Below are 26,482 nucleotides of genomic sequence, written 5' to 3' on the forward strand. Positions count from 1 at the left end.
GGCCGTGGACGCGCATACCGGAAGAGAGTGAAGAAGATGGCAACGGACGTCAGCCCCGGTCTCGGCATCGGGATGGTTGGCTACTCGTTCATGGGGGCTGCCCACTCGCAGGCGTGGCGGAACGCGCCGCGGTTCTTCGACCTGCCGCTCGCACCGCAGATGCGCGTGCTGGCCGGTCGCAACCGTGAGGCTGCCACGGCGGCCGCGGAGCGGCTCGGCTGGGACGAGGTGGAGACGAGCTGGCAGCAGCTCGTGGACCGCGACGACGTCGACCTGGTCGACGTGTGCACCCCCGGGGACACGCACGCGGAGATCGCCATCGCGGCGCTCGAGGCCGGTAAGCACGTGCTGTGCGAGAAGCCGCTGGCGAACACGGTCGAGGAGGCGGAGAAGATGGTCGCCGCCGCCGAGGCTGTGGCCGGCAAGGGGCAGGTCGCCATGGTGGGTTTCACCTACCGTCGCGTCCCCGCCATCCAGCTCGCGCGCCGACTCGTCGTCGACGGGCGCATCGGGACGGTTCGCCACGTCCGCGCGCAGTACCTGCAGGACTGGCTCGCGGACGAAAACACCCCGCTCTCGTGGCGTCTGGACAAGACGAAGGCCGGGAGCGGCGCGCTCGGAGACATCGGTGCGCACGTCGTCGACCTCGCCCAGTTCATCACCGGCGAGCAGATCACGAGCGTCGCCGGGCACCTGCAGACGTTCGTGGCCGAACGACCCGTGGCGACCGAGTTCGCGGGGCTGTCCGGGCGGGGTGGCACGGAGCGCGGACCCGTGACGGTGGACGACGCCGCGGTGTTCCTCGCCAGGATGTCCGGGGGCGGGATCGGCGTCTTCGAGGCCACGCGTTTCGCGAGCGGCCGCAAGAACGCGATCCGGATCGAGATCAACGGGTCGAAGGGGTCGCTCGCGTTCGACTTCGAAGACATGAACGTCCTGCACTTCTTGGACACCGAGGACGGGGCCGAGCTCGGGGGGTTCCGGCGCATCGTCGTGACCGAGCCCGAGCACGCGTACGTGGCGCACTGGTGGCCCGCGGGGCACGGGCTCGGCTACGAGCACGCGTTCACCCACCAGGCGGTCGACCTGATCGAGGCGATCGCGGCCGGGGAGCGGCCGGCTCCGACGTTCGCCGACGGTCTCGCCGTGCAGCGGGTGCTCGCCGCGGTGGAGCGCAGCGCCGAGTCGGGCGCGGGCTGGGTGGAACCCTAGACGACCGCGCGGGACTCGTGACGACGCGAGGACCCGCGCGGTGACCTGGACCCGAGGAGGAAGGAGGGGAGTAGTACGTGCCCGCACGGCGGGCAACTGCGTCGGACGTGGTCCGACGGAACGTCCGGGACGGCAGGAAGGCCGACGACGTCGCACCCGGCGGAGCGCAGCACTGTTCCCATCTCGACGAGGAGACCTTGTGAGAAACGTGCTCTCGAGAGCACCGCGCGCCGTCCGGCGCACGGTGGCGGCGACAGCCGCCGCTGCGGTGGCACTCCCACTGACCCTGGCGACGGCGGTGTCGGCCAATGCGGCTACCGTCCCGTCCACCCCACTACAGGCCGTCGACGTCGCGGCCGCAGCGGACACCGAGCCCTTCGACGTGCTCGTGTTCAGCAAGACCGCCGGCTTCCGGCACGGTTCGATCCCGGCGGGCATCGCCGCGATCGAGCAGCTCGGTGAGGACAACGGCTTCACCGTGACCGCCACGGAGGACGCGGGGGCGTTCACCGACGAGAACCTGAGCCAGTACGAGGCCGTGGTGTTCCTGTCCACGACCGGCGACGTGCTGGGCGAGGACCAGCAGGCAGCCTTCGAACAGTACGTCCAGGACGGTGGCGGGTACGCGGGCATCCACGCCGCGTCCGACACCGAGTACGACTGGCCGTGGTACGGCGAGCTCGTCGGCGCCTACTTCAGCGCCCACCCGCAGAACCAGGACGCGACCGTCAAGGTCGAGGACCACGTCCACGAGTCCACGGCGCACCTCCCCGCACGCTGGGAGCGCTTCGACGAGTGGTACAACTTCCAGTCGAACCCGCGCGACACCGTTCACGTCCTGGCGAGCCTGGACGAGACCAGCTACGACGCGGGCTCCGCCGCGATGGGTTCCGACCACCCCACGGCGTGGTGCCAGGACTACGACGGCGGCCGCTCCTGGTACACGGGCGGCGGTCACACGGACGAGTCGTACGCCGACCCCGACTTCCTGCAGCACCTGCTCGGTGGAATCCAGACGGCCGCCGGGGTCGTGGACTCGGACTGCAACGCGACGCAGTCGGACAGCTACGAGCTCGTGCCCCTGGACACGGACACCGGCAACCCGATGGTGCTCGACGTGGCACCCGATGGGACCGTGTTCTACGGCGAGCGTGACGGGCGCGTGCAGGTCATCGATCCAGAGACCAACACCACGCACACCGCGACGACGCTCCCGGTGACCACGGCCAACGAGGACGGCCTGCTCGGCCTGGTCCTTGACCCCGACTTCGCAGAGAACCGCTGGGTCTACGCCTACTGGGCGCCGTCGGCCGTCGGTGACGAGGGCCCGCACAACCGGATCTCTCGCTTCGACTACGACCCGGCCACCGGGACGATCGACCAGGCCACGCAGAAGGAGATCCTGTCCGTCACGACGCAGCGCAACACGTGCTGCCACGCAGGCGGCGACATGGTCTTCGACAACGACGGCAACCTGGTCCTTGCGACGGGCGACAACACGAACCCGTTCGAGTCCAGCGGCTACAGCCCGATCGACGAGCGGCCCGGCCGTGAGGACTACGACTCGCAGCGCGGGGCAGGTAACACCAACGACCTGCGCGGGAGCGTCCTTCGCATCCACCCGGAGGCCGACGGGACGTACACGATCCCGGAGGGCAACCTCTTCGACGAGGCGGACGATGCGGACGACCTGACCCGTCCGGAGATCTACGCGATGGGCTTCCGTAACCCGTTCCGCATCGACGTCGACCCGTTCTCGGGCAACATCGTGCTCGGGGACTACGGGCCCGACGCCGGTTCGTCCAACCCGAACCGTGGCCCCGGGAACACCGTCGAGTGGAACGTGCTGAGCGAGCCGGGATTCTACGGCTGGCCGTACTGCACGGGAGCCAACAACAACTATCGCGACTACAACTTCGCGACGGGCCAGTCCGGCGACTACTACGACTGCGCCGCTGGCGTGATCAACGACTCGCCGAACAACACGGGTCTGAGCCAGCTTCCGCCCGCGATCGAGGCCGAGGTCTGGTACAACTACGCAGGCAACCCCGACTTCCCGGAGATCGGTGGCGGTGGCGCGCCCATGGGGGGTCCGGTCTACCAGTACGACGCCGACCTCGACTCGGACGTCAAGTGGCCGGCCTACTGGGACGGCAAGGCACTGTTCGCCGAGTGGAACCAGGGCAACGTCTACTCGTTCGACCTCACCGGCGAGAACCGTGACGACATCGTCGACATCAATCGGGTCCTGCCCGGTATCTTCAACTCCAACAGCGAGTTCAACAAGGTCCAGGACTGGACCTTCGGCCCCGACGGTGCGCTCTACCTCTCCGACTGGGGCTCCGAGTTCAACGGCAGCGCCACGACCAGCGGCATCTACCGGGTCGACTACGTCCGGGGCAACCCCTCGCCGATCGCTCAGGCCAGCGCGGACGTGACGAGCGGCCCCGCGCCGCTCACCGTGCAGTTCTCGTCGGAGGGGACGCGGCACCCGTCGGGCGCTGACCTCGCCCTGCAGTGGACGTTCGGCGACGGTTCTGAGCCGTCGACCGAGGCGAACCCGGTGCACACGTACACCGAGAACGGGTCGTACACGGCCCAGCTCACGGCGACCGACGCCGCGGGCCAGGTCGGAGTGGCGAACGTGACCATCGTGGTCGGCAACGAGGCGCCGACCATGTCGATCACCTTCCCGGACAACGGTGGCTTCTTCGAGTGGGGCGACCAGGTCAAGTACGAGATCCAGGTCGACGACCCGGACGGCGAGGTCGACTGCAGCGAGGTCCAGCTCTCCACCGCGCTCGGCCACAACGCCCACGCGCACCCGATGGACGTGCTCAACGGGTGCGAGGGGACGTTCGAGACCCTGCGTGACGAGGGTCACGGGATCGACCAGCACATCTTCTGGGTGATCGACGCGTCGTACACCGACGACGGCGGCGAGGCCGGTGCCCCGCTGACCGTGAGCGACACCCAGATTCTGCAGCCCAAGCTGCTGCAGGCGGAGTTCTTCACCTCGACGGGTCGGCTCGACGGCTCGACCAGCACCGGTGACCCCGGTGTCGAGAGCCAGGAGACGACGGACGAGGCCGGTGGCGGTCAGAACATCGGGTACATCGAGCCCGGCGACTGGTGGGCGTACGACCCGATCTCGCTCTACATGGTCGACTCCGTCACGCTCCGTGCTGCCGCGCTGAACGGAGGCACCACCATCTCGGTTCGCTGGAATGCTCCGGACGGGCCGGAGATCGGCAGTGTCGACGTTCCGTCGACGGGCGACTGGCAGGTCTTCACCGAGGTCACGGCTGACCTCCACGACGTCCCGGCAGGAACGGGAACGTTGTACTTCGTGGAGACGTCCGGCGGATCCAACGTCAACTGGTTGGAGTTCAACGGCCGGGGGGTCACGGACAACGAGCGCCCGACGATCGACACCTTCGACGTGACCGCGACGGAGGGCACCGCCCCCCTGGAGGTCACCGCGACCGTCGCGGCGACCGACCCCGAGGACGAGGAGATCACGTACTCCTGGGACGCGGGCTTCGGTGACGGCTTCGAGGAGGGCTCGGACACGTTCACCGTCACGTACGACCAGCCGGGTACGTACCGCCTCCAGGTCCGTGCGGCCGACGAGCGTGGTGCCTACAACACCATGCAGAAGACGATCACCGTGGAGGCTCAGGACACCGAGCCGGCACAGTGCTTCTCGGGTCGTTCCGACGACTTCACGGGTGACGAGCTCGACGGGTCCCGCTGGTCCGTTCTGAACCAGGACCAGAACCTTGCAGTCGACGACGGCGAGCTCGTGATCCCGACGTCGGGTACGGACTTCTACTCGACCGACAACACGGCCGTGCCGAACATCGTGCTCCAGGATCTCCCGTCGGGGCCGTTCACGGCCACGGCCAAGGTCACGCTGCCCGCCCGCCAGCAGTACCAGCAGGCCGGTCTCGTGATCTGGGAGGACCAGGACAACTACGCGAAGATGGTCATCCAGGGTCGGTCGTCCGCGGCTGACGCGTCGACACGCATCTTCCAGTTCATCCGGGAGGAAGCGGCCACGCCCAACGAGGTCGACGACTCCAACTCCGCCAACGTCGGCGCAGACTACCCGGACACGGTCTACGTCCGGTTCGTCAGCGACGGCGAGAACCTGCAGGCCGCGTACTCGGCCGACGGCACCGACTTCACGACGATGCCGGAGACCAAGTCGATCACCGATCTGGAGAACGCCAAGATCGGTCTCACCGCCCTCAAGGGCAACAACACCTCGAGCCCGGTGATCGACGCCAGGTTCGACTGGTTCACGATCACGCCCGACGACACGGCGGAGGCCCCCGGGCCGGACGACGAGTTCGACGGCGATGCTCTGGACACGTGCCGCTGGTCGGTCGTCCGCGAGGACCCGACGGGCTACCGCGTGGCCGACGGTGCCCTGCAGATCGACACGACCCCGACGGACATCTACGGGACCGACAACACGGACGTGCCGAACATCGTCGTGCAGGACCAGCCCGAGGGTGACGAGTGGACGATCGAGACCGTCGTCGACGGTTCGTCGTTCGACCGTCAGTACCAGCAGGGTGGCCTGATCGTGTACGGCGACGACGACAACTACGTGAAGTTCGACTTCGTCACGGACAACACGGCCGGTTCGGCCCTGTCCAGGCGCATCGAGCTGCGCAGCGAGGTCGGCGGCGTCGTGCAGGACCCGCAGCCGCAGGTGGCCAACCTGACGGACGACGTCTGGCACCTGCGTCTGACGCGTTCGGGCGACTCGTTCACGGGTGCGTACAGCGCGGACGGTGAGACCTGGACCACGTTCGAGCAGTCCGTGTCGAACGCGGCCGCGGCCGACGCCCAGGTCGGGCTCTTCGCCCTGGGTGCTGCCGCGGAGACGACGGCGACGGCGTCGTTCGACTACTTCCGGGTGGTCGACGGCGACGAGCCGGAGCCGGTCGCGGTGACGGTGACGGTCCAGCCCCGCTGCCTGGCGGGCAAGGTGTTCGTCGCGGTCCGCGCCCTGAACGCCGACGAGGTGCCGATCGCGGTCACCCTCGAGACGCCGTTCGGGGACAAGTCCTACGAGGACGTCGCGCCCGGTGCCTCTGCCTACCAGTCCTTCGCGGCTCGCGCCGCGTCGGTCGAGGCAGGGTCGGTCACGGTGACGGCCACCGACGCCGAGGGGAGGACGTTCTCCGAGACCGCGGACTACGCGGCGCAGTCCTGCGCCTGAGCCGCCGCACGACATGTCCGGCCCGGCCGGCGGGAGACCGCCGGCCGGGCCGGGCAGCACATCGCTCGACGTGTCGGACGCTCGACGACCCGACCGGCCCATCGGCCGGGCCGGTCGTGGTCAGGTCCGCCGACGAGCTCACGGGTGGCCGTCCGCGGTCTCCCGGCCCCGGCGTCCGGGTACGGACGCTCCGGCCCGGCGCCGGGGCACCTTCTCCGTGCGAGACCTCAGGTCTCGTACGGCACGACAGACCATGACGTACCGCCGACGACGAGGTGACGAACAGATGACCACCCACCGTTCCATGACGACCCGACTGCTCGACGGTGCCGCACGCGCGCGGGTCGCCGTCCGTCGTCGGGCCGGCGTGGTCCTTGCTGCGCTCGCTGCGGCCCTGCTGGGTCTCGTCGGGATCGCGTCGCCCGCGGCTGCCCACGGAGGAGACATCGTGATCTCCCTCGGCACGGACGGGCAGGGCGGTATCTCCGCGAACCTGACGTACAAGAACGACGGGCACCCGGTCGAGGAGTCCGCCGACGTGACCGTGACGGCGGAGTCCGAGGACGGCGAGACCGTGGGGCCGGTGACGCTCCTGTCGGCGTCGGAGGGGGTGGGCTGGTACGTGTCCGACCCCGAGACCCTCGACGAGGGCCACTGGGTCCTGACCGCGACCACCACGGAACCCAGCGAGGCGGAGGCGACGGCGGAGGTCGACGTCGTCGCGCTGGTGACCCCCTCGGGAGACGCACAGGAGGACACGGCCGGTGCTGCCGAGGGCTCCGCGGGTGACGGCACAGCCGATGGCGGCGCCGCTGCGGAGGACGCAGGCGCGGACGGTGAGGCGGACGGTGAGGCGACCGCCGCCGACGGCTCGTCGTCGACCGTCTGGTGGGTCGCCGGGCTCGTGGTCCTCGCCGCAGCGGTCGTCGCCGCGGTGATGCTCGTCCGGCGCCGCAGCACGACTACGTCGGGCCCGTCAGGGCGCTGACCACCCGTACGACGCATCGAGCACGAGCGAAGGAGACACACCATGGCACGACCGATCACCCTCTTCACCGGGCAGTGGGCCGACCTGCCGTTCGAGGAGGTGGCCCGGCTCGCGTCGGGCTGGGGCTACGACGGGCTGGAGATCGCCTGCTGGGGCGACCACCTGGACCCGTGGCGCTGGGACGACGACGAGTACGTCCAGGGCAAGCTCGACCTCCTGGCGAAGTACGACCTGAAGGTCTACGCGATCTCGAACCACCTCAAGGGGCAGGCGGTGTGCGACGACCCGATCGACCAGCGCCACCGTGACATCCTGCCGGACGTCGTCTGGGGCGACGGCGACCCCGAGGGCGTGCGTCAGCGCGCCGCGGAGGAGATGAAGCACACCGCCCGGCTCGCCGCGAAGCTCGGGGTGAAGACGGTCGTCGGATTCACGGGCTCGGCGATCTGGAAGTACGTCGCCATGTTCCCTCCCGTGTCGAAGGAGGCGATCGACGCCGGCTACCAGGACTTCGCCGACCGCTGGAACCCGATCCTCGACGTGTTCGACGAGGTGGGCGTGCGGTTCGCGCACGAGGTGCACCCGAGCGAGATCGCCTACGACTACTGGACGACCGTCCGCACGCTCGAGGCGATCGGGCACCGTGAGGCGTTCGGCCTCAACTGGGACCCGAGCCACATGGTCTGGCAGGACCTCGACTCCGTGAGCTTCCTGTGGGACTTCAAGGACCGCATCTACCACGTGGACTGCAAGGACACGAAGAAGCGCATGCACAACGGCCGTAACGGCCGGATGGGCTCGCACCTGGCGTGGGCGGACGCCCGCCGCGGCTGGGACTTCATCTCGACCGGCCACGGCGACGTGCCGTGGGAGGACGCGTTCCGCATGCTCAACACGATCGGGTACGAGGGGCCGATCTCGGTCGAGTGGGAGGACGCGGGCATGGACCGCCTCGTGGGTGCCCCGGAGGCGTTGGAGTTCGTCAAGAAGTACGCGTACGACGCACCGGACGCCGCGTTCGACGCGGCGTTCTCGACGAAGTAGCCGCCTCGGCGGCCTGCACGACAGACGTCCGATGCGTCACCGCCCCCGTCCGCAGCAGCGGCCGGGGGCGGTGGCGTGTCCGCTTCTGATTTGTTTTACGGACTGGGTTATATAACTGAGATGAAGATCTTTCATCTTTTGCTTGACCAGCGACAGAAGTACCCCCTACGTTGACACCCATGCGAGCCGAAGAAGTCGCGCAGGACCTGCGGAGCCCGGTGCTGGAACCGGGCCCACGGTTCGCGGGAGCGACCACCACAGACACGAGGGCGCTCAGCGCCGCCACGGACGACGAGCGCGCGACCACCGCGCGGCCGGACCCCGGCACGACGGGGCTCCCGAGGCGCGGGTACCGCGCCGGCATCCTCGGCGTCGGGTTCATGGGCGGCGTCCACGCACGCGCCGTGCGTACCGGCGGAGGCGTGGTCACGCTGGTCGCCGCCTCCGACGTCGACACCGCCCGGGACGCCGCCGACCTCCTGGGTGCACGCGCCGTGGCCGACTCCGCGGAGGAGCTCATCGCGTCCCCGGACGTCGACGTCGTCCACGTGTGCACCCCCAACCACCTGCACGTCGAGCTCGCGCGCGCCGCCCTCCAGGCCGGCAAGCACGTCGTGTGCGAGAAGCCCCTCGCCGTCGACGTCCACGGGGCCGCCGAGCTCGCCGGGCTCGCCGCTGCCGCGCGCGAGGCGGACGGGCGCGTCGCCGTCGTCCCGTTCGCCTACCGGTTCCACCCCATGGTCCGCGAGGCCCGCGAGCGTGTGCGTCGCGGCGCCGTCGGGACGATCTCGCTCGTGCACGGGTCGTACCTCCAGGACTGGCTCCTGCGCGACTCCGACGACAACTGGCGCGTCGACCCGGCGCTCGGTGGCGCGAGCCGCGCGTTCGGCGACATCGGCTCCCACTTCTGCGACCTGCTCGAGTTCACGACGGGGCACCGCATCGTCCGCCTCGTCGCCCAGTCCGCGACCGTCTACCCCCAACGCGTCGGCGCGGACGGCGTCACGCACCGGGTCGAGACCGAGGACGCGGTCACGCTGCAGTACCAGACCGACCGGGGGGCGCTCGGCACGGCCGTCATCTCCCAGGTGTCCGCCGGGCGCAAGAACCGTCTCTTCCTCGAGATCTCCGGCACCGAGTCGACGCTCACGTTCGACCAGGAGCAGCCGGAGACCCTGTGGGAGGGGCGCCGCGACGCCTCCCGGCTCCTGGTGCGCGACCCGGAGACCCTCTCCGCTGCCGCCGCACGCTACTCCCGGCTCCCGGCCGGGCACCCGCAGGGCTACCAGGAGTGCTTCGACGCGCTCGTCGCCGACACGGCGGCCGCGATCGGCGGCGCCGTCCCCGACGGGTTGCCGACCTTCGACGACGGCCTGCGTGCCGCCCGGCTCGCCGCCGCCGTCGGCGAGTCGGTGCGTTCCGGCGGCTGGGTGGAGGTCTCCCGGTGACTGCGACGACGACGCGTGAGCCGGACGCCCCGGCCCCCGGCGGCGACCGTGACGAGATCATCCTGCGGCTGCGAGGCATCGGCAAGGAGTTCTTCGGCAACTCGGTGCTGCGCGACATCGACCTGGACGTGCGAGCGGGCGAGGTGCACGCCCTCGTGGGCGAGAACGGAGCCGGCAAGTCCACGCTGATGAAGATCATCGCCGGCGTGCACCGTCCCGACGCCGGCTCGGTCGAGCTCGACGGCTCGGCCGTCACCTTCGCCTCGCCCCTCGCTGCACAGCACGCCGGCGTGTCGACCGTCTTCCAGGAGTTCAACCTCCTGCCGGAGCGCTCGGTCGCGGAGAACGTCTACCTGGGCCGCGAGCCGCGCCGGGCAGGGCTCGTCGACCGCGGCCGGATGCACGCCGACACGAACCGGCTCCTCGCCGACCTCGGCCTCACCGGGCTGGAGTCCCACCAGCGTGTCGGTTCCCTGTCCGTCGCCCAGCAGCAGATCGTGGAGATCGTCAAGGCCGTCTCGTACGACGCGCGGTTCATCTCGATGGACGAGCCCACCGCGGCGCTCGCCGACCAGGAGGTCGAGCTGCTGTACGAGCTCGTCCGACGGCTCTCCGGACGTGGCGTGGCGATCCTGTACGTGTCGCACCGGCTCAAGGAGATCTTCGACCTCTGCGACACGATCACCGTGCTCAAGGACGGCAACCACGTGCTGACGACGCCGACCGCCGAGATCGACCCCGACGGACTCGTCCGCACCATGGTCGGCCGCGAGTTCGCCGGGTACTTCCCGGACCGGGACCCGTCGATCGTCCCGGGCGACGTGCGGCTCGCGCTCGACGGCGTCGGCAACACCCAGGTCGACGACGTGTCGTTCGAGGTCCGCGCGGGCGAGATCGTGGCGCTCGCAGGGCTGCAGGGCTCGGGCCGCACGGAGATCGCGCACGGGATCTTCGGCGTCGCCGGCTTCTCGCGCGGCCGGGTGCTCGTCGGCGGGCGTGCCGTCGACGTCCGCTCGCCCCGCCAGGCCGTCCGGGCGGGCCTCGCGCTCGTCACCGAGGACCGCAAGGCGGAGGGCCTCGCGCTCGGCCAGTCGATCCTCGCCAACGCACGCCTCGTCCTCGACGCGGTGATCCCGCGTTCCGCGGACCGTCGGGCGCGCCGCATCCCCGGCATCCTCTCCTCCCTCGAGCTCGTCGCGGCCTCCCAGGAGACCGAGGTCCAGTACCTGTCCGGTGGCAACCAGCAGAAGGTCGTGCTGGCGAAGTGGCTCGTGACCGAGCCGCAGGTCATCGTCCTCGACGAGCCGACACGTGGGATCGACGTCGGCGCCAAGCGCGCGGTCTACGACCTCATGCGCGAGCTCACCGCGAACGGCGTCGCCGTGCTCTTCATCTCGTCCGAGCTGCCCGAGGTCGTGGCGATGGCCGACCGCATCCTCGTGATGCGCGACGGCCTGCTCGCCGGGCAGCTCCCCGCGGGCAGCGACGAGGAGACCGTGATGGCGCTCGCGACCGGAGCGGGCGTCGACTCGGGCGAGCACCTCGCCGTCGACCTCGGCGCGGTGTCGCACACGGACGACCTGCCCGGCACCGACGGCGCCGGCCCGCACCCCGACCACCCGTCCCGCTCCACCGGCCCGAAGGAGGACCGATGAGCACCGCGGTCGCGACCGCTACCCCCACCGCACGCCCGACGTCCCGACGTCGGCGCCGCATCGGGTCGACGGAGATCGTCTATCTCGCCCTCGTGGGCATCCTCGTCGTCGCCGGCGTGCTCGTCGCGATGGGTGGCGGCAACCTGTTCAGCACGGCCAACACGGCGTACATGCTCACCCAGACGAGCCTGCTCGGCTTCGTGGCGATCGGCCAGACCTTCGTCATCCTCTGCCGTTCCCTCGACCTGTCCGTGGGGTACGTCGTCGCGCTGTGCTCGATCGTCGGTGCCACCACGATGGCCGGGGACCCGTCGCGCGTCTGGCTCGGCGTCGTCGCCGCGCTCGCGGCGGCGGCCGGCATCGGGCTCGTGAACGGGCTGGTCGTCACCAAGCTCCGGGTCAACGCCTTCATCGCGACGCTCGGCGTCGGCCTCATCGTCAAGGGCTACCTGGACACGCAGTTCAAGGGCCCCGCCGGTGACGTGCCGTCGTCGTTCCAGATGTTCGGGTACACCCGGGTCGGACCGGTGCCGATCTCCACGATCGTCATGCTGGTCGTCGCGGCGGTGGGCATCGTCCTGCTGACCCGGACGCGCCAGGGCTACCACATGTTCGCGGTCGGAGGGAACGTCGACGTCGCACGGCTCTCCGGGATCCGCGCGGACCGGACGGTCATCATCGCGCACGTCCTGTGCTCGACGTGCGCGGGGATCGCGGGGCTGCTCATCGCGGCGCGGTTCGGCACGGGCAACGCGCTCGTCTACTCCTACGGCCTCGACCTCGACTCCATCGCAGCGGTCGTGCTCGGTGGGACGCTCCTGCTGGGCGGGCGCGGTTCCGTCGCAGGGACGGTCGGCGGGGTGCTGATCCTCGCCGTGCTCGACACGGTCTTCAACGTCCTCGACGTCGACCCGTTCTTCAAGGACGTCCTGCGCGGCGTCGTCATCATCGCCGCCGTGGCGCTGTACGCGCGTCGGCAGATCGACCCGGCGAGCAGCCGAGCCCGGTTCCGCTCGAACCGACGGCGCGACCCGGTGCGATCCGGTGCCAGACCTGACCCGACGACCACCGACGGAGGTGCGTCCGCATGACCACCGTGGCCACTCGCCGGGAGCTCCCGGTCCGCGCACCTCGCCCCAGCCTGCTCGAGCGACTCACCGCGGGCGGCAGCTGGACCGTCTTCGCCCTGCTCCTGCTCGTGTTCGTCCTCATCTTCGTGATGAACCCGTCGTTCGCCGAGCCCTCGTCGCTCATGGCCTTCGTCAAGAAGGCAGCGCCTCTCGTGATCCTCGCGATCGGCCAGTACTTCGTGATCGTGTCCGGGGAGTTCGACCTGTCGGTCGGCTCGCTGGTCGGAGCCCAGGTCGTCATCGCCGCAAAGGTCATGGACGGTCAGGACGAGCTGACCTGGCCGGTCACGGCGCTGATGATCGGCTTCGGCCTCCTCGTGGGCCTCGTCAACGGTCTCGTCACGACGCTGCTCAAGGTGCCGTCGTTCATCACGACGCTCGGCATGATGCTCGTGCTCTACGGGGCGATCCGGCTCTGGACCGGCGGCGCACCCACGGGCGCGCTCACCGAGCAGTTCCGGCAGTGGGGTCGCGGCGGCATCTTCGGCGAGCCGGGACAGTTCCAGGTGCCGTACGCCCTCATCGTGGTGGTCGTGCTCGGCGTGCTCGCTGTGCTGCTCATGCGTCGTCCGTTCGGCCGCACGCTCATGGCCACCGGAGACAACGACGTCGCCGCCTCGTACTCCGGCTCGCCGGTCTGGTGGGTGCGGACCCGGGCGTTCCTGCTCTCGGGCTTCATGGCGACGATCGCCGGGATCCTCATCGGCGGGTACGCCGGCGTGACCGCCCAGGTGGGCGAGGGGTTGGAGTTCATGGCGATCACCGCCGTCGTCCTCGGCGGGGTCGTGCTCGGCGGCGGGCGGGGGACCGTGGTCGCTGCGATGGCAGGTGCGCTGACCCTCGAGGCGCTCTTCACGCTGTTCAACCAGCTCGGTCTCCCGTCCACCATCCGCCCGGTCGTCCAGGGCGTGATCATCATCGCCGCCGTCGCCTACGCAGCGATGCCGCGCAAGGCGAGGCGTCGTCGGCCGGCCGTCCCGCCCCCGTCCGCCGCGGGGGACGCCGCAGAACCGAAGGAGCCCGCACCCACCCACGCCTGACGCCGACCGCCGGAGCCGAACCAACGACACCACCGCACGACCGCACTTCCAGCACCACCCTCCCCGCACCCGCGGGACGACGACGTCTCACCAAGGAGAGAGAAAGACATGCGACCAGCACGCGCACTCGTGGCCGGAGCGGCAGTGGCGACACTGTTCCTCACGGCTGCCTGCACCACCGACACCCCGACCGACCCCGCCGACGGCGGCGGCGAGACCTCGGCCGAGGAGACCGACGGCGGCGAGGAGACCGGCGGCGCCGACTCCGAGTGGTTCGTCCAGGCCGACTACGACCGGCAGCTTGCCCAGCGCGAGGTCGTGCCCGAGGGGCCGGGCGAGGAGCCGTGGCTCCAGGCGATCGAGCCCGAGTACGTGGACACCGCCGAGTTCGCGAGCGAGGGCGGGGACAAGACGCTGTGCTTCTCGAACGCGTCCGTGTCCAACCCGTGGCGCGTCACCGGCTGGATCACGATGCAGCAGCAGGTCGAGGTCCTCCAGGAGGACGGCCTGATCGGCGAGTTCCGCGTGTCGGACGCCGCCGACGACGACAACAAGCAGATCTCGGACATCCAGGCGTTCGTCGAGGCGGGCGACTGCGACGCGATCATCGTCTCGCCGTCGACCACCGCGACCCTCACGCCCGCCGTCGAGGCGGCGTGCGAGAGCGGCAAGCCGGTCATCGTGTTCGACCGTGGCGTCGAGTCCGACTGCATGGTGACGTTCATCCACCCGATCGGCGGGTACGCGTACGGTGCCGACGGCGCCGAGTTCCTCGTCGACAACCTCGAGCCGGGCTCGAAGGTTCTCGCGCTGCGCATCCTTCCGGGCGTGGACGTGCTCGAGAACCGCTGGGCCGCGGCCGACAAGATCTTCTCCGAGTCGGAGCTCGAGGTCGTGGGTACCGAGTTCACCGGTGGTGACGCCGCGGCGATCAAGGACCTCGTGACGCAGTACCTCCAGCGCGGTGACGTCGACGGCATCTGGATGGACGCGGGCGACGGGGCCGTCGCGGCGGTCGAGGCGTTCGAGGACGCCGGCAAGCCGTACCCGGTCTTCATGGGCGAGGACGAGATGAGCTTCCTGCGCAAGTGGCAGGACACGGACATGACGGCGATCGGTGCCGTGTACTCCAACTTCCAGTGGCGCACCCCGATCCTCGCGGCCCAGAAGATCTGGGCGGGCGAGGAGGTCCCGTCGGAGTGGGTGCTCCCGCAGGCACCGATCGAGGCGGAGGAGCTCGACGCGTATCTCGACGCCAACGCCGAGATGCCGTCCCTGCACTACGCGAAGTTCGGCGGCGAGGACCTGCCGGGCTTCCCCGAGGCCTGGACGGACCGCTGACGGACCGCTGATCGACCGCTGACAGGTCGGCCGTCACGCCGACCTGTCGCACCCCGCGCCGTCCCGATGCCCGACGGCGCCGACCCCCCCGGGGCCGGCGCCGTCGGGCCGGGGTCGCCCCCGCCGAAGAGACGAAAGAGAGCGACGTGGCTCCTTCTCCCGTTCCGCCCCTGCGCCCGAGGCGCCTCGGAGTCAACACCTGGGTATGGACGTCCCCCCTGACCGACGCGTCCCTGCGCGAGATCGCGCCCCGGGTGGCCGGATGGGGCTTCGACGTCCTCGAGCTGCCCGTCGAGGAGCCCGACGACTGGGACCCCGCGGTCGCCGCGCGCGTGCTCGCGGACAGCGGGCTCGGTGCGAGCGTCTCGCTCGTCATGGGACCGGGCCGCGAGCTCGTCGCCACCGACGCCGCGACGGTCCGCTCGACGCAGGACTACCTGCGTCGGGTCGTCGACGCGGCGCAGGCGGTCGGTGCACCCGTGATCGGTGGGCCGGCCTACGCCTCGGTGGGACGGACCTGGCGGCTCGACGCCGCCGACCGGGTGGCCGCGTACGACGAGCTGGCCGAGAACCTGGCACCTGTCGTCGACCATGCGGTCGCGGCGGGCGTGGTCGTCGGCCTGGAGCCGCTCAACCGGTACGAGACGTCCCTGGTCAACACGGTCGACCAGGGACTCGAGGTCGTCGGTCGGTTGCCCGCGGAGGGAATCGGCCTGATGCTCGACGTCTACCACATGAACATCGAGGAGACGGACCTGCCCGCCGCGGTGCTGCGCGCTGGAGCGCGGATCGCGCACGTCCAGGTGTGCGGCAACGACCGCGGCGCGCCGGGTACGGACCACCTCGACTGGCCCGCGCTGCTCGGCGCGCTCGACGCCGCGGGGTACGACGGCCCGCTCGTCATCGAGTCGTTCACCGCGGACAACGCGACGATCGCCACGGCGGCGTCCATCTGGAGGCCCCTGGCCGCGAGCCAGGACGCCATCGCCGTCGATGGCCTGACATACCTGAGAGGACTGGTACCGATCCCGGACTGAGACCAGAGTTCCACGACAGCCGGCGCCGGCACGCCGGGATGGCGACCATCTTGCTCGGGCGACGACGCCCGGGCTCCGCACGTCAGCCCTGGAGGCATCACGATGACCGCACGACGCCCCCGCAGGGGGAGGTCCGTCGCGGCCCTGACCATCGGGGCGCTAGCGTTCACGCTCGCGCCCGTCACGATGGCCTCGGCCGCGGTCGACCCCGACCCTGCCGAAGACGAGCACAAGGTGCTCATCTTCACCAAGACCACCCAGTTCCGCCACGAGGAGGCGATCGTCCAGGGCACCCCGGTGCTCGAGGCCGCCTTCGCCGAGGTGGGCATCGAGTCCGACCACACCGAGGACTCGACCGTCTTCAACGACGAGGACCTCGCGCAGTACGACGCCCTGGTCATGTTCCAGGCGTCGGGTGACCCGTGGAACGCCGACGAGAAGGCCGCGCTCGAGCGCTACCAGGAGGCCGGGGGCGGCATCGTCGCCATCCACAACGCCACCGACATGCGGGGGAACTACGAGTGGTGGGACGACATGATCGGCGCGCTGATGCCCGGTCATGCCGCGACCGGGAGCAGCCCGGGCCTGCCCGGGACCGTGCGCGTCGAGGACCGCACGCACCCGTCGACCGAGCACCTGCCGCAGCGCTGGGACCGTGCGGACGAGTGGTACAACTACTCGGCCAACGTCCGCGGTGACGCGCACGTGCTCGCGACGATGGACGAGTCGACGTACGACGCCGGTGGCAACGCGATGGGCGCCGACCACCCGATCTCGTGGTGCAAGCCGTACGACGGCGGTCGCGCGTGGATGACCGGCATGGGCCACTTCGGTGCGCACTACACCGACGAGCCGGACCTCGTGCAGCACATCGTCGGTGGCGTCGAGTGGGCCGCCGGCATGGTCGAGGGCGACTGCGGCGGCACCGACTGGAGCCAGTACGAGAAGATCGCGCTGGACACGAACACGAGCGCGCCCTACGCCATGGACGTCGCGCCCGACGGCCGCGTCTTCTTCACGGAGCTGGTGCGCGGTCAGATCCGGGTCTACGACCCCGAGACCCAGAACACCACGACCGCCATCACCCTCCCGGTGTACTCCGGCGGCGAGGACGGGCTGCTCGGCATCGCGCTGGACAAGGACTTCGCGGACAACGGGTACCTGTACCAGTACTACTCGCGCGCGAGCAGTGACGACAGCGACCCGGAGAACTTCTTCAGCCGGGTCTCGCGGTTCACCGTGACCGCCGACGGTCCGGGCTCGACGCAGATCGACCCGGACTCCGAGGTCGTGCTCATGGAGATCCCGGCCGGGCGCCTGCCCGACGAGCCGGGCCACACCGGCGGCGGCCTGATCGTCGACCACGAGACCGGTGACCTGTACATCGGTGTCGGCGACGACGTGAACCCGCACTCGGAGCCCTCGGGCGGCTACGCCCCGCTCTCCGAGCGCGACGGTACGTGGCACGACGCGCGCGCGACGTCGGCGAACTCCAACGACCTGCGCGGCAAGGTCCTGCGCGTCCACCCGGAGGAGGACGGCACGTACTCGATCCCCGAGGGCAACCTCTTCGACGAGGCGGCCGACGCGGACGACAAGACGCTGCCCGAGATCTACGCCATGGGCTTCCGCAACCCCTTCCGGTTCACGATCGACCCGGAGACCGGCAACCTCGGCGTCGCCGACTACTCGCCGGACAACGGTTCCGACAACCTGGCCAACCGTGGCCCGGCGGGCATCGCCGAGTGGAACCTCATCAAGGAGCCCGGCTTCTTCGGTTGGCCCCTGTGCATGGGGAACAACGAGCCGTTCCGCGACGTCGACTACCGGACCAGCCCGGTCACGGTCGGCGACTTCTTCGACTGCGACGCGCCGATCAACGACTCCGTGAAGAACACGGGTCTGACCGAGCTCCCCGCGGCCCAGCCGGCGGACATGTTCTACGGCTACCAGCGCACGTCGGCGCCCGGCGTGATCAACGCCGGCGGCGGGCTCGCTCCCATGGGCGGACCGTTCTACCAGTTCGACGAGGACCTGGACTCCGACACGAAGTTCCCCGCGTACTACGACGGCAAGCCCTTCTTCTTCGACTGGGCGCGCAACCGGATGTACTCGATCGACCTCAAGGATCCCGAGGCGAGCGCGGGCGAGTCCGACGTGGAGAAGGTCAACCCCTTCCTCCCGGACGAGGAGTTCCTCGCCCCGATCGACTCGAAGTTCGGCCCGGACGGTGCGCTGTACATGCTCGACTGGGGCGGCGGCTACGGTCGTGACAACCCGAGCTCGGGCCTGCACCGCATCGACTACGTGTCCGGATCCCGGTCACCCGCCGCCAAGCCGACAGCGAGCCCCGACTCGGGGCACGCCCCGCTCGAGGTCGCGTTCGACGGCACGGGCAGCACGGACCCGGAGGGCGAGGACCTCACGTACGCGTGGGACTTCGACGGTGACGGCACGCCGGACTCGACCGACGTCTCGCCGACCTTCACCTACACGGAGAACGGCGTGTACGACGCCCGACTCACGGTGAGCGACCCGTCCGGCAAGACCGGCACCGCCACCGTGCCGATCACGGTGGGCAACACGCGGCCCGAGGTCGACTTCGGTCTGCCACCGACGGGTGCGTTCTTCAACTTCGGTGACGCGATCAACTGGGACGTCTCGGTCACGGACGCGGAGGACTCGCCCGAGGGCGACGAGATCGACGACGAGCAGGTCATCATCCAGCCGGCGCTCGGCCACGACGCGCACGCGCACCCGGCCGAGCCGCTCCACGGCCGGACGGGCACGGTGCAGACCAGCCTGGGTGGCGGCCACAGCGAGGACATGAACGTCTTCTACGTGATCGACGCGCGCTACACCGACAACGGTGGCGAGGGCGACGTGCCTGCGCTCACCGGCTCGGACACGACGCTCATCTTCCCGAAGAAGCGCGAGGCCGAGTTCACCGCGGCGAGCGAGGGCACGACGACGATCGCGAGCCGCGACGTCGAGGGTGGCGGATCCGTCATCACCGGCGCCGACGGTGCGTGGGCGTCCTACGACCCCGTGAGCCTCTACGGCGTCGAGGCGCTGAACCTGCGCGTCGCCTCGGCGGCAGCGGGCACGATCGAGCTGCGTCGCGGTGCACCGGACGGGGAGCTCCTCGGTACGGCCGAGGTCCCGGAGACCGGGCTGGGCACGTTCACCGACGTGCGGGTCGAGGCGACGGACCCGATGGAGCCGTTCACGCTCTACGTGGTCTTCCCGGGTGCGGGCGAGCGTCGGCTCAACTTCATCGAGGCGGACGGCAAGGCCGTCTCGGACACGACGCGGCCGAAGGTCGCCATCACCGCTCCCGAGGCGGGCGTCCAGCTCGAGCAGGGCGAGATCGCGGTGACGGCCGAGGCCGACGACACCGAGAACACGGTCACCGAGGTCGAGTTCTTCGTGGACGGTGAGTCCATCGGCACCGACACCGAGGCTCCGTACGAGGCGACGTGGAACCCCACCGCGGACAACAACTACGAGCTGACCGCCGTGGCGACGAACGACAAGGGGCTCTACACCCGGTCGCGGATCGTCCTCGCCCAGGTCGGTGACCTGTTCGGCGGGATGCAGACGTTCACCAACGCGAACGGGACGTTCGAGCAGCTCGCCGAGGGCAGGTACCTCATCACGTCGGGCGGCGCGAACATGTGGCAGGGCACCAACGAGTACTCGACCATCTACCGCGAGCAGGACGCCGACGAGAAGTGGTCGGCGACGGTGAAGGTCAACAGCCAGGGCAACTCGAACGGGTCCGCCAAGGCCGGGATCATCGTCCGCAACGACGTCGCGCAGGCAGGCAGCTCGCCCGGCTACGCCGCCCTCGGGATGCGCCCCAGCGGCGGGTTCGAGTGGTTGCGCGGCAATGCGAGCGGACAGCTCGCGACGTCGACGTCCGCCAGCTCGACGAGCTACCCCGCGTGGGTCCGTGTCGTCCGTGACGGCGATCTCTACACGGCGTACTGGAGCAAGGACGGCGAGAACTTCACGCAGATCGGCGAGCCGGAGTCCCTCCCGGGGGCAGCGGCGGTCCAGGACGTGGGGATGTTCGTCACCGCGCACAGCACGACCTCGACGAGTGCGGTCGAGTTCCAGGACTTCGTCTTCGACGACGACCCGGTCGACCCCGAGGAGCCCGTCGAGGAGACCCCGCCGCAGTGCTTGGCGGACTCCTCCGACGAGTTCGACGGCGACGAGATCGATCCTCGCTGGACCGTGGTCCGGCAGGCCGAGGGCAGCGCGATCAGCGTCGCCGACGGTCACGCCGTCCTGCCGGTCGTGCAGGGTGACATCAACGAGGCCGAGACCGGTCCGATCAGCTACCTCGGTCAGCCGGCTCCCGCCGGTGCGTGGACGATCGAGACGAAGATCGAGACCGGGCTCGCACGCGAGTGGCAGCACGCCGGACTCCTGGTCCACGTGGACGACGACGAGTACACGAAGCTCGCGTTCACGAAGAACCAGAACGGCAACCGCTTCCTCGAGTTCCAGACCGAGACCGGCGGCGCGCGGACGTGGCACGGCCAGGAGACCGTCGCCGAGGACTTCCCCTCGACGGTCCACCTGCGCCTGGTCTCCGACGGGTCGCAGATCACCGCGGCGTACTCCGCCGACGGCGAGGCCTGGAACGACCTGGACGGTGCGGCCCCGGTGAAGACCGGAGCCACGTTCGGCGTCATGGCCGGAGGGGACACGGCGACGGCGAACACCGTCGCGGAGGTCGACTACGTCCACGTCACGGGTGCCGAGCCCGACGACGGCGTGCGCGAGCCCGGCGACGAGTTCGAGGGCGACGCCCTCGACGGGTGCCGCTGGAACTCGGTCGTGCGCTACGACGGCTCGAAGGTCGCCGTCGAGGACGGTGAGCTGCGCATCACCACCCAGCCCGGCGACATCAACGCCGACGCGAACGGGGACCCGCGCAACTTCATCCTCCAGGAGGCACCGGAGGGCGACTGGGTGGCCGAGACCCGGTTCAAGGCGCCCCTCGCGCACCGCTGGCAGTTCGCCGGGCTCATCGGCTACGCCGACGACGACAACTACGTCAAGCTCGACGTGGTGGCGAACAACGCGCCCGGAGCTGCTCTCAACCTGGGGGCGGAGCTCGTCTCGGAGAAGGGCGCCCAGTTCGGCAACGGTGGCAACCGTGCGTTGAACATCGCCGACTCCACGGAGTCCGGTTACTGGTACCTGCGTCTCGAGAAGGTCGGGGACTCCTACCAGGGCTGGGTGAGCGACGGCGGCGTGAACTGGGAGCCCGTCGGGGAGCCGGTCACGAACGACGTGCCGCTCACCTCGCTCGGCATCCTGGCGATCGGGCCGGAGCAGGAGACGCCGGTGACGGTGGCGTTCGACTGGTTCCACCTCACCACCGGGGACGACGAGCCCGAGGTGGCCGTCGAGACCGACGTGTCGGTCCGTTGCCTCGCGGGCAAGGCGTACGTCGCCGTGCGCGCGACCAACGCGGACGACGCGGCGGCGGCGATCACCCTCGCCACGCCGTACGGCACGAAGGAGTTCGCCGAGGTAGCGGTCGGCAAGTCCGGCTACCAGTCGTTCGCGGTGCGAGCCGCGGACGTCGAGGCGGGCGCCGCCACCGTCACCGCCACGATCGGGGACCGGACGACAGCCGTCGAGCTGCCGTACGACGCCACGAGCTGCGGCTGACCACCGGGCCGGTGGTGGGCTCCCCCTGCCCACCACCGGCCTCCGCCGGCCCGACCGGGAACGGTCGGGCCGGCGGACCCTCGAACGAGCGGGACGAACCACAGGACGGGAGCACGACGTGGCACAGCGGGCTGACACGCGACGAGCCGGATCACGGGCGGCGCGGACCGGCACGCGGTCGTCGGGGAGCCGGGCGACCGGAGGCGGGCGACCATCGTCCGTCCCCACCAGCTCCCGTCCTTCCGACCGGGGCGGTGCCGGCCGCCCCGAGCCTCGGCCACCGGCGCACGTCCGCGTGCGCCGGTGGCTGCAGGGCACCGGCGTGCGAGCGCGGGTCCTGCTCCTGCTGACTGCGCTCGTCGTCGTGGTGGCGGGGGTCGCGCTCGTCGTCGGGCTCGCGCGCGACGACGGCGTGGACGACGCGAGCGAGGGTCTCGCCGTCGACCCGGCCCGGGTGGCCGAGCTCGAGGCGGCCGAGGTGGCGCACGACGCGGAGAACCTCACGGCCTCGATCGAGCACGCCCAGCATGTCCAGGCGGAGCTCGTGCCCGTGCTGGACGCGCTCCACGGGGTGCTGCCCGTCGACGGTACGACACCCGTCGCCCCTGCTGCCGAGGACGTCGCGGCGTGGCGTGCGACCCTCGACACGCTGACGAGCGAGACGCAGTCGCTGCCGAGCGGCTCCTCGGAGCACAACATCGTCCGCAACGGGATGCTCACGTCCGTCGAGCTGCTCGGCGACACGGTCGACGCCGTCGACCTCGCGCGCGTGGCCGACGCGAGCAGCGCTCCCGGCCTCTACGCGCTCGCGGGCGACCTGCGCACGCGCGCCGTCGACACCTGGGGCCTCGCCGCGGTCCAGCTCGACCTCCGGGCCACCGCCGCAGGGCAGGGCCACGTGCACGTCTTCCTGCCCGTGCACCCGGACGACGCGCTCGACGGAGGGCTCGGGACGCACGGCGAGCAGGACGATCCCGGCACGGACCACGACCACTGAGCCGGTCGTCGCCGGTGAGCGGTCACCGCCGGCACCCAGGTCTCAGGTGCGGTGCACCATGACGACGTCGGAGTGCTCCTCGCCCCCGACGACGTAGGTGCGACCGCCCGCCGTCGCGAAGCCGTGCTTGCGGTAGAAGGCCTGGGCCCGCTCGTTCTCCCCGTTGGTCCCGAGCCAGAGCGTGAGCCCGGGGCCGAGCGAGCGTGCGGCGTCGAGCGACGCCACCATGAGCGCGCCCGCGACCCCCGTGCCCTGCGCGTCGGGGTGCACGTAGATCTTCGAGAGCTCGACGACCTCGTCCGTCCCGACGACGCGCGCGACGTCCGCGTCGTCCGGGACCCCGCGGGCGAGCAGCGAGTAGCCGAGCACGCGGACGGTCTCGCCCGCCCCCGTCTCGACCAGCAGCAGCACGTGCTCGACGCTCGTGGCCCACGTGCGGAACCGGTCGGGCGAGAGCTGTGCCGCGACGTGTGCGGCCATCGCCTCCGGTGAGGCGCCCGGCGGGCACGCGAGGGGAAACGTCAGCGCTGCGAGCGCGGCGACCGGTGCGGCGTCGTCGGGCGTCGCCCGGCGCACGCGTGCCGTCGTCAGGTCGTGGTGGGTCACGACCGCGAATGTACTCCGGACCCGCGGGCTCGGGCCGCGGTCGTGCGAGGTGGCGCGCCGTCCCCGCGCGGAGCGACGTGACGGCATGATGGGGGAGTGACCGCCATCGACCTCAACGCCGACCTCGCAGAGGGCTTCGGACGCTGGACCCTGGCCGACGACCGCGCCGTCCTGGAGCTCGTGACCAGCGCGAACGTGGCGTGCGGGTTCCATGCGGGCGACCCGGGCACCATGCGGTCGACGACGCGGGACGCCGTGGAGCGAGGGGTGAGCATCGGTGCCCACGTGGGGTACCGGGACCTCGCCGGGTTCGGGCGCCGGTACATGGACGTGGCGCCGGCGGAGCTGACGGACGACGTCCTCTACCAGCTCGCGGCGCTCGACGGTTTCGCGCGGGTCGCGGGGGACCGGGTGCGCTACGTCAAGCCGCACGGTGCGCTCTACCACGCGATGGCGCACCACGAGGCGCAGGCCCTCGCCGTGGTGGAGGCGGTCCGCGCGTACGACCCCCGGCTGCCCGTCGTCGGCCTCCCCGGCTCCGTGGTGCTGCGCCTGGCCGAGGAGGCGGGGCTGCCGACGGTCCGGGAGGCGTTCGTCGACCGCGGATACCTGCCGACGGGCGAGCTGGTGCCGCGAGGACGCCCCGGGGCCGTGGTGCACGACCCGGACCAGGCCGCGGCGCGAGCCGTCGGGCTCGCGACGACCGGCACCGTCCTGGCGGTCGACGGAACCCGTGTCACGGCCACCGCCGACTCCCTCTGCGTCCACTCCGACACTCCGGGCGCCGTCGGGCTGCTCGCCGCGGTCCGCGAGGCGCTGGGCTCGGCCGGAGTCTCGCTGCGCCCGTTCACCACGGGGCACTGAGATGCCCCCCGCGGGCCGCTCGACACCGGGCGCGCGTGCCGGGGGCGGGTCCCCCCGCGTGCAGGCGTTCGGCGAGTCGGCGTTCCTGGTGGACGTGGCCGACCTCACCGCGGTCCGCGCCCTGCACGCCCGTCTCGTCCGCGACGCCCCGGTGGGGGTCGCGGACCTGGTACCGGCCGCTCGCACGGTGCTCGTGCACGCAGACGGGCCACGTGCTGCGCGGGGGGTCGCGGCGTGGCTCGACGACGTCGTGCACGACCTCGACACCCGTACCGGCGGGGCGACCGGCGTGCTGGTCGAGATACCCGTCGTCTACGACGGTGCGGACCTGCCCGACGTCGCGGCCTGGGCGGGAGCCAGCGTGGAGGAGGTCGTGGCGCGGCACGTGGGCCGGACCTACGACGCAGCCTTCAGCGGGTTCCTCCCCGGCTTCGCCTACCTTGCCGGCGTGGACCCGCGGATCGCCGTGCCGCGACGCGCGACGCCGCGGACGCGGGTCCCCGCCGGTTCGGTGGCGCTCGCGGGCGAGCTGACCGCCGTCTACCCGCGTGCCTCGCCGGGCGGGTGGAGCCTGCTCGGCACGACGGACCGCACCATGTTCGACGCCGGCCGCGACCGTCCGGCACTCGTCAGGCCAGGGGACCGGGTGCGGTTCGTCCGGGACGTCCGTCCTGTGGCGCACGGGCAGGTCACCCCCGCCGCTGCGCGTCCGGATGCCCGTACCGCCGCCCGCGTCGCCGGCAGCGCGGCGACCTGGGGCGACGACGGGTCCGTCGGTGTCGTCGAGCGGTCGCCCGAGCCGCCCGAGCCGCCAAAGCCACCCGGGCGGGCCCTCGAGGTCGTGTCCGCGGGCCCGCTCACCCTCGTGCAGGACCGGGGGCGGGCCGGCCGAGGGGCGATCGGGGTCGGGCGGTCCGGCGCCGCGGACCGTGCGTCGCACGACCTCGCCAACCGGTTGCTCGCGAACCCTCCCGGCGTCGCGACCGTCGAGGTGGTGCTCGGCGGTCTCGCACTCCTCGCGCACCACGACACCACCCTCGTCCTCACGGGGGCACTGGTCACGGCGTCGATCGACGCAGTCCCGGTCGGCATGAACGCCCCGTTCCGGTTGCCTGCCGGTGCCACGCTGCGGCTCGGCAGTCCCGCCCGCGGCCTGCGCACCTACGTCGGGGTGCGGGGCGGTGTCGACGCCCGGTCCGTCCTCGGCTCGCGGTCGACGGACACCCTGTCCGGGCTGGGACCTGCCGGTCTCGCTGCGGGAGACCGTCTCCCTGTGGGGCCACGACCGCCGGGGTTCCCGTCGGTCGACGTCGCACCCGTGCCGCCGGTGCTGGACCGGACCGGCACCCGGCCGGGGACCGTGACGCTCGAGATCCTTCCCGGCCCGCGTGCCGAGTGGTTCCCACCCGCGACGCTGCGCACCCTCGGGGGAGCGGTCCGCACGGTGTCGCCGGACAGCGACCGGGTCGCCCTGCGCCTGCTGGGTCCGACGATCGCCCGTCGCCCGGGCGACCTGCCGTCAGAGGGCCTCGTCCGCGGCGCCGTCCAGGTCCCGCCGGACGGCGTTCCCGTCGTGTTCCTGGCGGACCACCCGGTCACCGGCGGGTACCCCGTGCTCGGCGTCCTGAGAGAGGCGGACGCGGACCGTGCCGCTCAGCTCCGTCCGGGGGATGCCGTGCGGCTGCGCACGGTCCCGCGGACGACCGGGTGATGGTGCGGGCGGGGTCCCGGCCGGTGGGCGGCCCGGTGGGCGACGCCGCCGGACCGGAAGCCGGCGCGTGGGAGTCGTCACACGGCGGCGGCTTGACCGCCGCGAGCAGCGCCGCGTAATGTTCTCGACGTCGCCCCGAGAGGGGAGCACGGACACGAGGACATCCTCGAGGCCGGCTCCCGGGGGAGGCCCCTCCTCGGATACGCAAGGTTTCCTTGCGCGTCCGGACACGGAGCTCGACCGCGTCGGACCCCACGATCTCGCATCGGACGGGTTGGCGCAGGGCCGAGACCCTGGTAGGGTTGAGAAGTTGCCCCAAGTGAGGTTCTGCCCGGTTGGGTGGGGCTGAGTTGGTGTGTGTCGGTTGTTTGAGAACTCAACAGTGTGCTTGTAAGTCAGTGCCAAGTTTTGCCTTGTGGCGTGGTTGGCTGGGTTGCCCGTCGGGTGGTCTGGTTGGTTGTGCTGGAGGGTTTTGTTTG

At 71.0% G+C, this 26,482-nt stretch carries 15 protein-coding genes; 14 read left to right on the forward strand and 1 reads right to left on the reverse strand.

Annotation, left to right across the window (positions count from 1 at the left end):
• Positions 1 to 36: 36 nt before the first annotated feature.
• From IF651_RS13950 to IF651_RS14005, 12 genes are all read left to right on the forward strand, one after another.
• Complete coding sequence (locus IF651_RS13950; RefSeq protein ID WP_191829732.1) at positions 37 to 1,212, forward strand: Gfo/Idh/MocA family protein; 1,176 nt, start codon at positions 37 to 39, stop codon at positions 1,210 to 1,212.
• 268 nt (positions 1,213 to 1,480) lie between these two features.
• Positions 1,481 to 6,448 carry a ThuA domain-containing protein gene (locus IF651_RS13955; RefSeq protein ID WP_338403968.1) on the forward strand — a complete coding sequence of 1,656 codons (4,968 nt, stop codon included), beginning with the start codon at positions 1,481 to 1,483 and terminating at the stop codon, positions 6,446 to 6,448.
• 286 nt (positions 6,449 to 6,734) lie between these two features.
• Positions 6,735 to 7,436, forward strand: a complete 702-nt coding sequence (locus IF651_RS13960; RefSeq protein ID WP_191829733.1) for a hypothetical protein — start codon at positions 6,735 to 6,737, stop codon at positions 7,434 to 7,436.
• A gap of 42 nt (positions 7,437 to 7,478) precedes the next feature.
• A complete protein-coding gene (locus IF651_RS13965; protein WP_191829734.1) occupies positions 7,479 to 8,480 on the forward strand; it encodes a sugar phosphate isomerase/epimerase family protein in 1,002 nt (333 codons plus the stop codon).
• Positions 8,481 to 8,659: 179 nt separating this feature from the next.
• Positions 8,660 to 9,928, forward strand: a complete 1,269-nt coding sequence (locus IF651_RS13970; RefSeq protein ID WP_191829735.1) for a Gfo/Idh/MocA family protein — start codon at positions 8,660 to 8,662, stop codon at positions 9,926 to 9,928.
• Entirely contained in the window at positions 9,925 to 11,583 is a 1,659-nt protein-coding gene (locus IF651_RS13975; RefSeq protein WP_338403969.1) for a sugar ABC transporter ATP-binding protein, read from the forward strand. The genes IF651_RS13970 and IF651_RS13975 overlap by 4 nt, the downstream gene beginning before the upstream one ends.
• Positions 11,580 to 12,674, forward strand: coding sequence for an ABC transporter permease (locus tag IF651_RS13980; protein ID WP_191829736.1), 1,095 nt, complete (start codon positions 11,580 to 11,582; stop codon positions 12,672 to 12,674). The genes IF651_RS13975 and IF651_RS13980 overlap by 4 nt, the downstream gene beginning before the upstream one ends.
• Positions 12,671 to 13,753, forward strand: a complete 1,083-nt coding sequence (locus IF651_RS13985) for an ABC transporter permease (protein ID WP_191829737.1) — start codon at positions 12,671 to 12,673, stop codon at positions 13,751 to 13,753. Before IF651_RS13980 ends, IF651_RS13985 begins: the two co-directional genes overlap by 4 nt.
• A 108-nt stretch (positions 13,754 to 13,861) precedes the next feature.
• Positions 13,862 to 15,094 (forward strand): substrate-binding domain-containing protein, encoded by a 1,233-nt coding sequence (locus IF651_RS13990; protein ID WP_191829738.1) that lies wholly within the window; start codon positions 13,862 to 13,864, stop codon positions 15,092 to 15,094.
• A gap of 146 nt (positions 15,095 to 15,240) precedes the next feature.
• Positions 15,241 to 16,131: a sugar phosphate isomerase/epimerase family protein gene (locus IF651_RS13995; protein WP_338403970.1), complete on the forward strand. Its 891-nt coding sequence runs from the start codon at positions 15,241 to 15,243 to the stop codon at positions 16,129 to 16,131.
• Between the two features lie 102 nt (positions 16,132 to 16,233).
• Entirely contained in the window at positions 16,234 to 21,825 is a 5,592-nt protein-coding gene (locus IF651_RS14000; protein WP_191829739.1) for a ThuA domain-containing protein, read from the forward strand.
• A 322-nt stretch (positions 21,826 to 22,147) separates the two neighbouring features.
• The gene (locus IF651_RS14005) at positions 22,148 to 22,822 is read left to right on the forward strand and encodes a hypothetical protein (RefSeq protein WP_191829740.1); all 675 of its coding nucleotides are present in this window, start codon (positions 22,148 to 22,150) and stop codon (positions 22,820 to 22,822) included.
• 42 nt (positions 22,823 to 22,864) lie between these two features.
• On the opposite strand, the gene IF651_RS14010 is transcribed toward IF651_RS14005, so the two are convergent.
• Complete coding sequence (locus IF651_RS14010) at positions 22,865 to 23,428, reverse strand: GNAT family N-acetyltransferase (RefSeq protein ID WP_338403971.1); 564 nt, start codon at positions 23,426 to 23,428, stop codon at positions 22,865 to 22,867.
• Between the two features lie 96 nt (positions 23,429 to 23,524).
• Here IF651_RS14010 and IF651_RS14015 point away from each other — a divergent pair, with 96 nt between their 5' ends.
• Positions 23,525 to 24,292 carry a 5-oxoprolinase subunit PxpA gene (locus tag IF651_RS14015; protein ID WP_191829742.1) on the forward strand — a complete coding sequence of 256 codons (768 nt, stop codon included), beginning with the start codon at positions 23,525 to 23,527 and terminating at the stop codon, positions 24,290 to 24,292.
• Between the two features lies 1 nt (position 24,293).
• Positions 24,294 to 26,003, forward strand: coding sequence for a 5-oxoprolinase subunit B/C family protein (locus tag IF651_RS14020; RefSeq protein WP_191829743.1), 1,710 nt, complete (start codon positions 24,294 to 24,296; stop codon positions 26,001 to 26,003).
• The last annotated feature ends 479 nt before the right edge of the window (positions 26,004 to 26,482 follow it).

This window comes from Cellulosimicrobium arenosum (genome assembly GCF_014837295.1).
GTDB classification, from domain to species: domain Bacteria; phylum Actinomycetota; class Actinomycetes; order Actinomycetales; family Cellulomonadaceae; genus Cellulosimicrobium; species Cellulosimicrobium arenosum.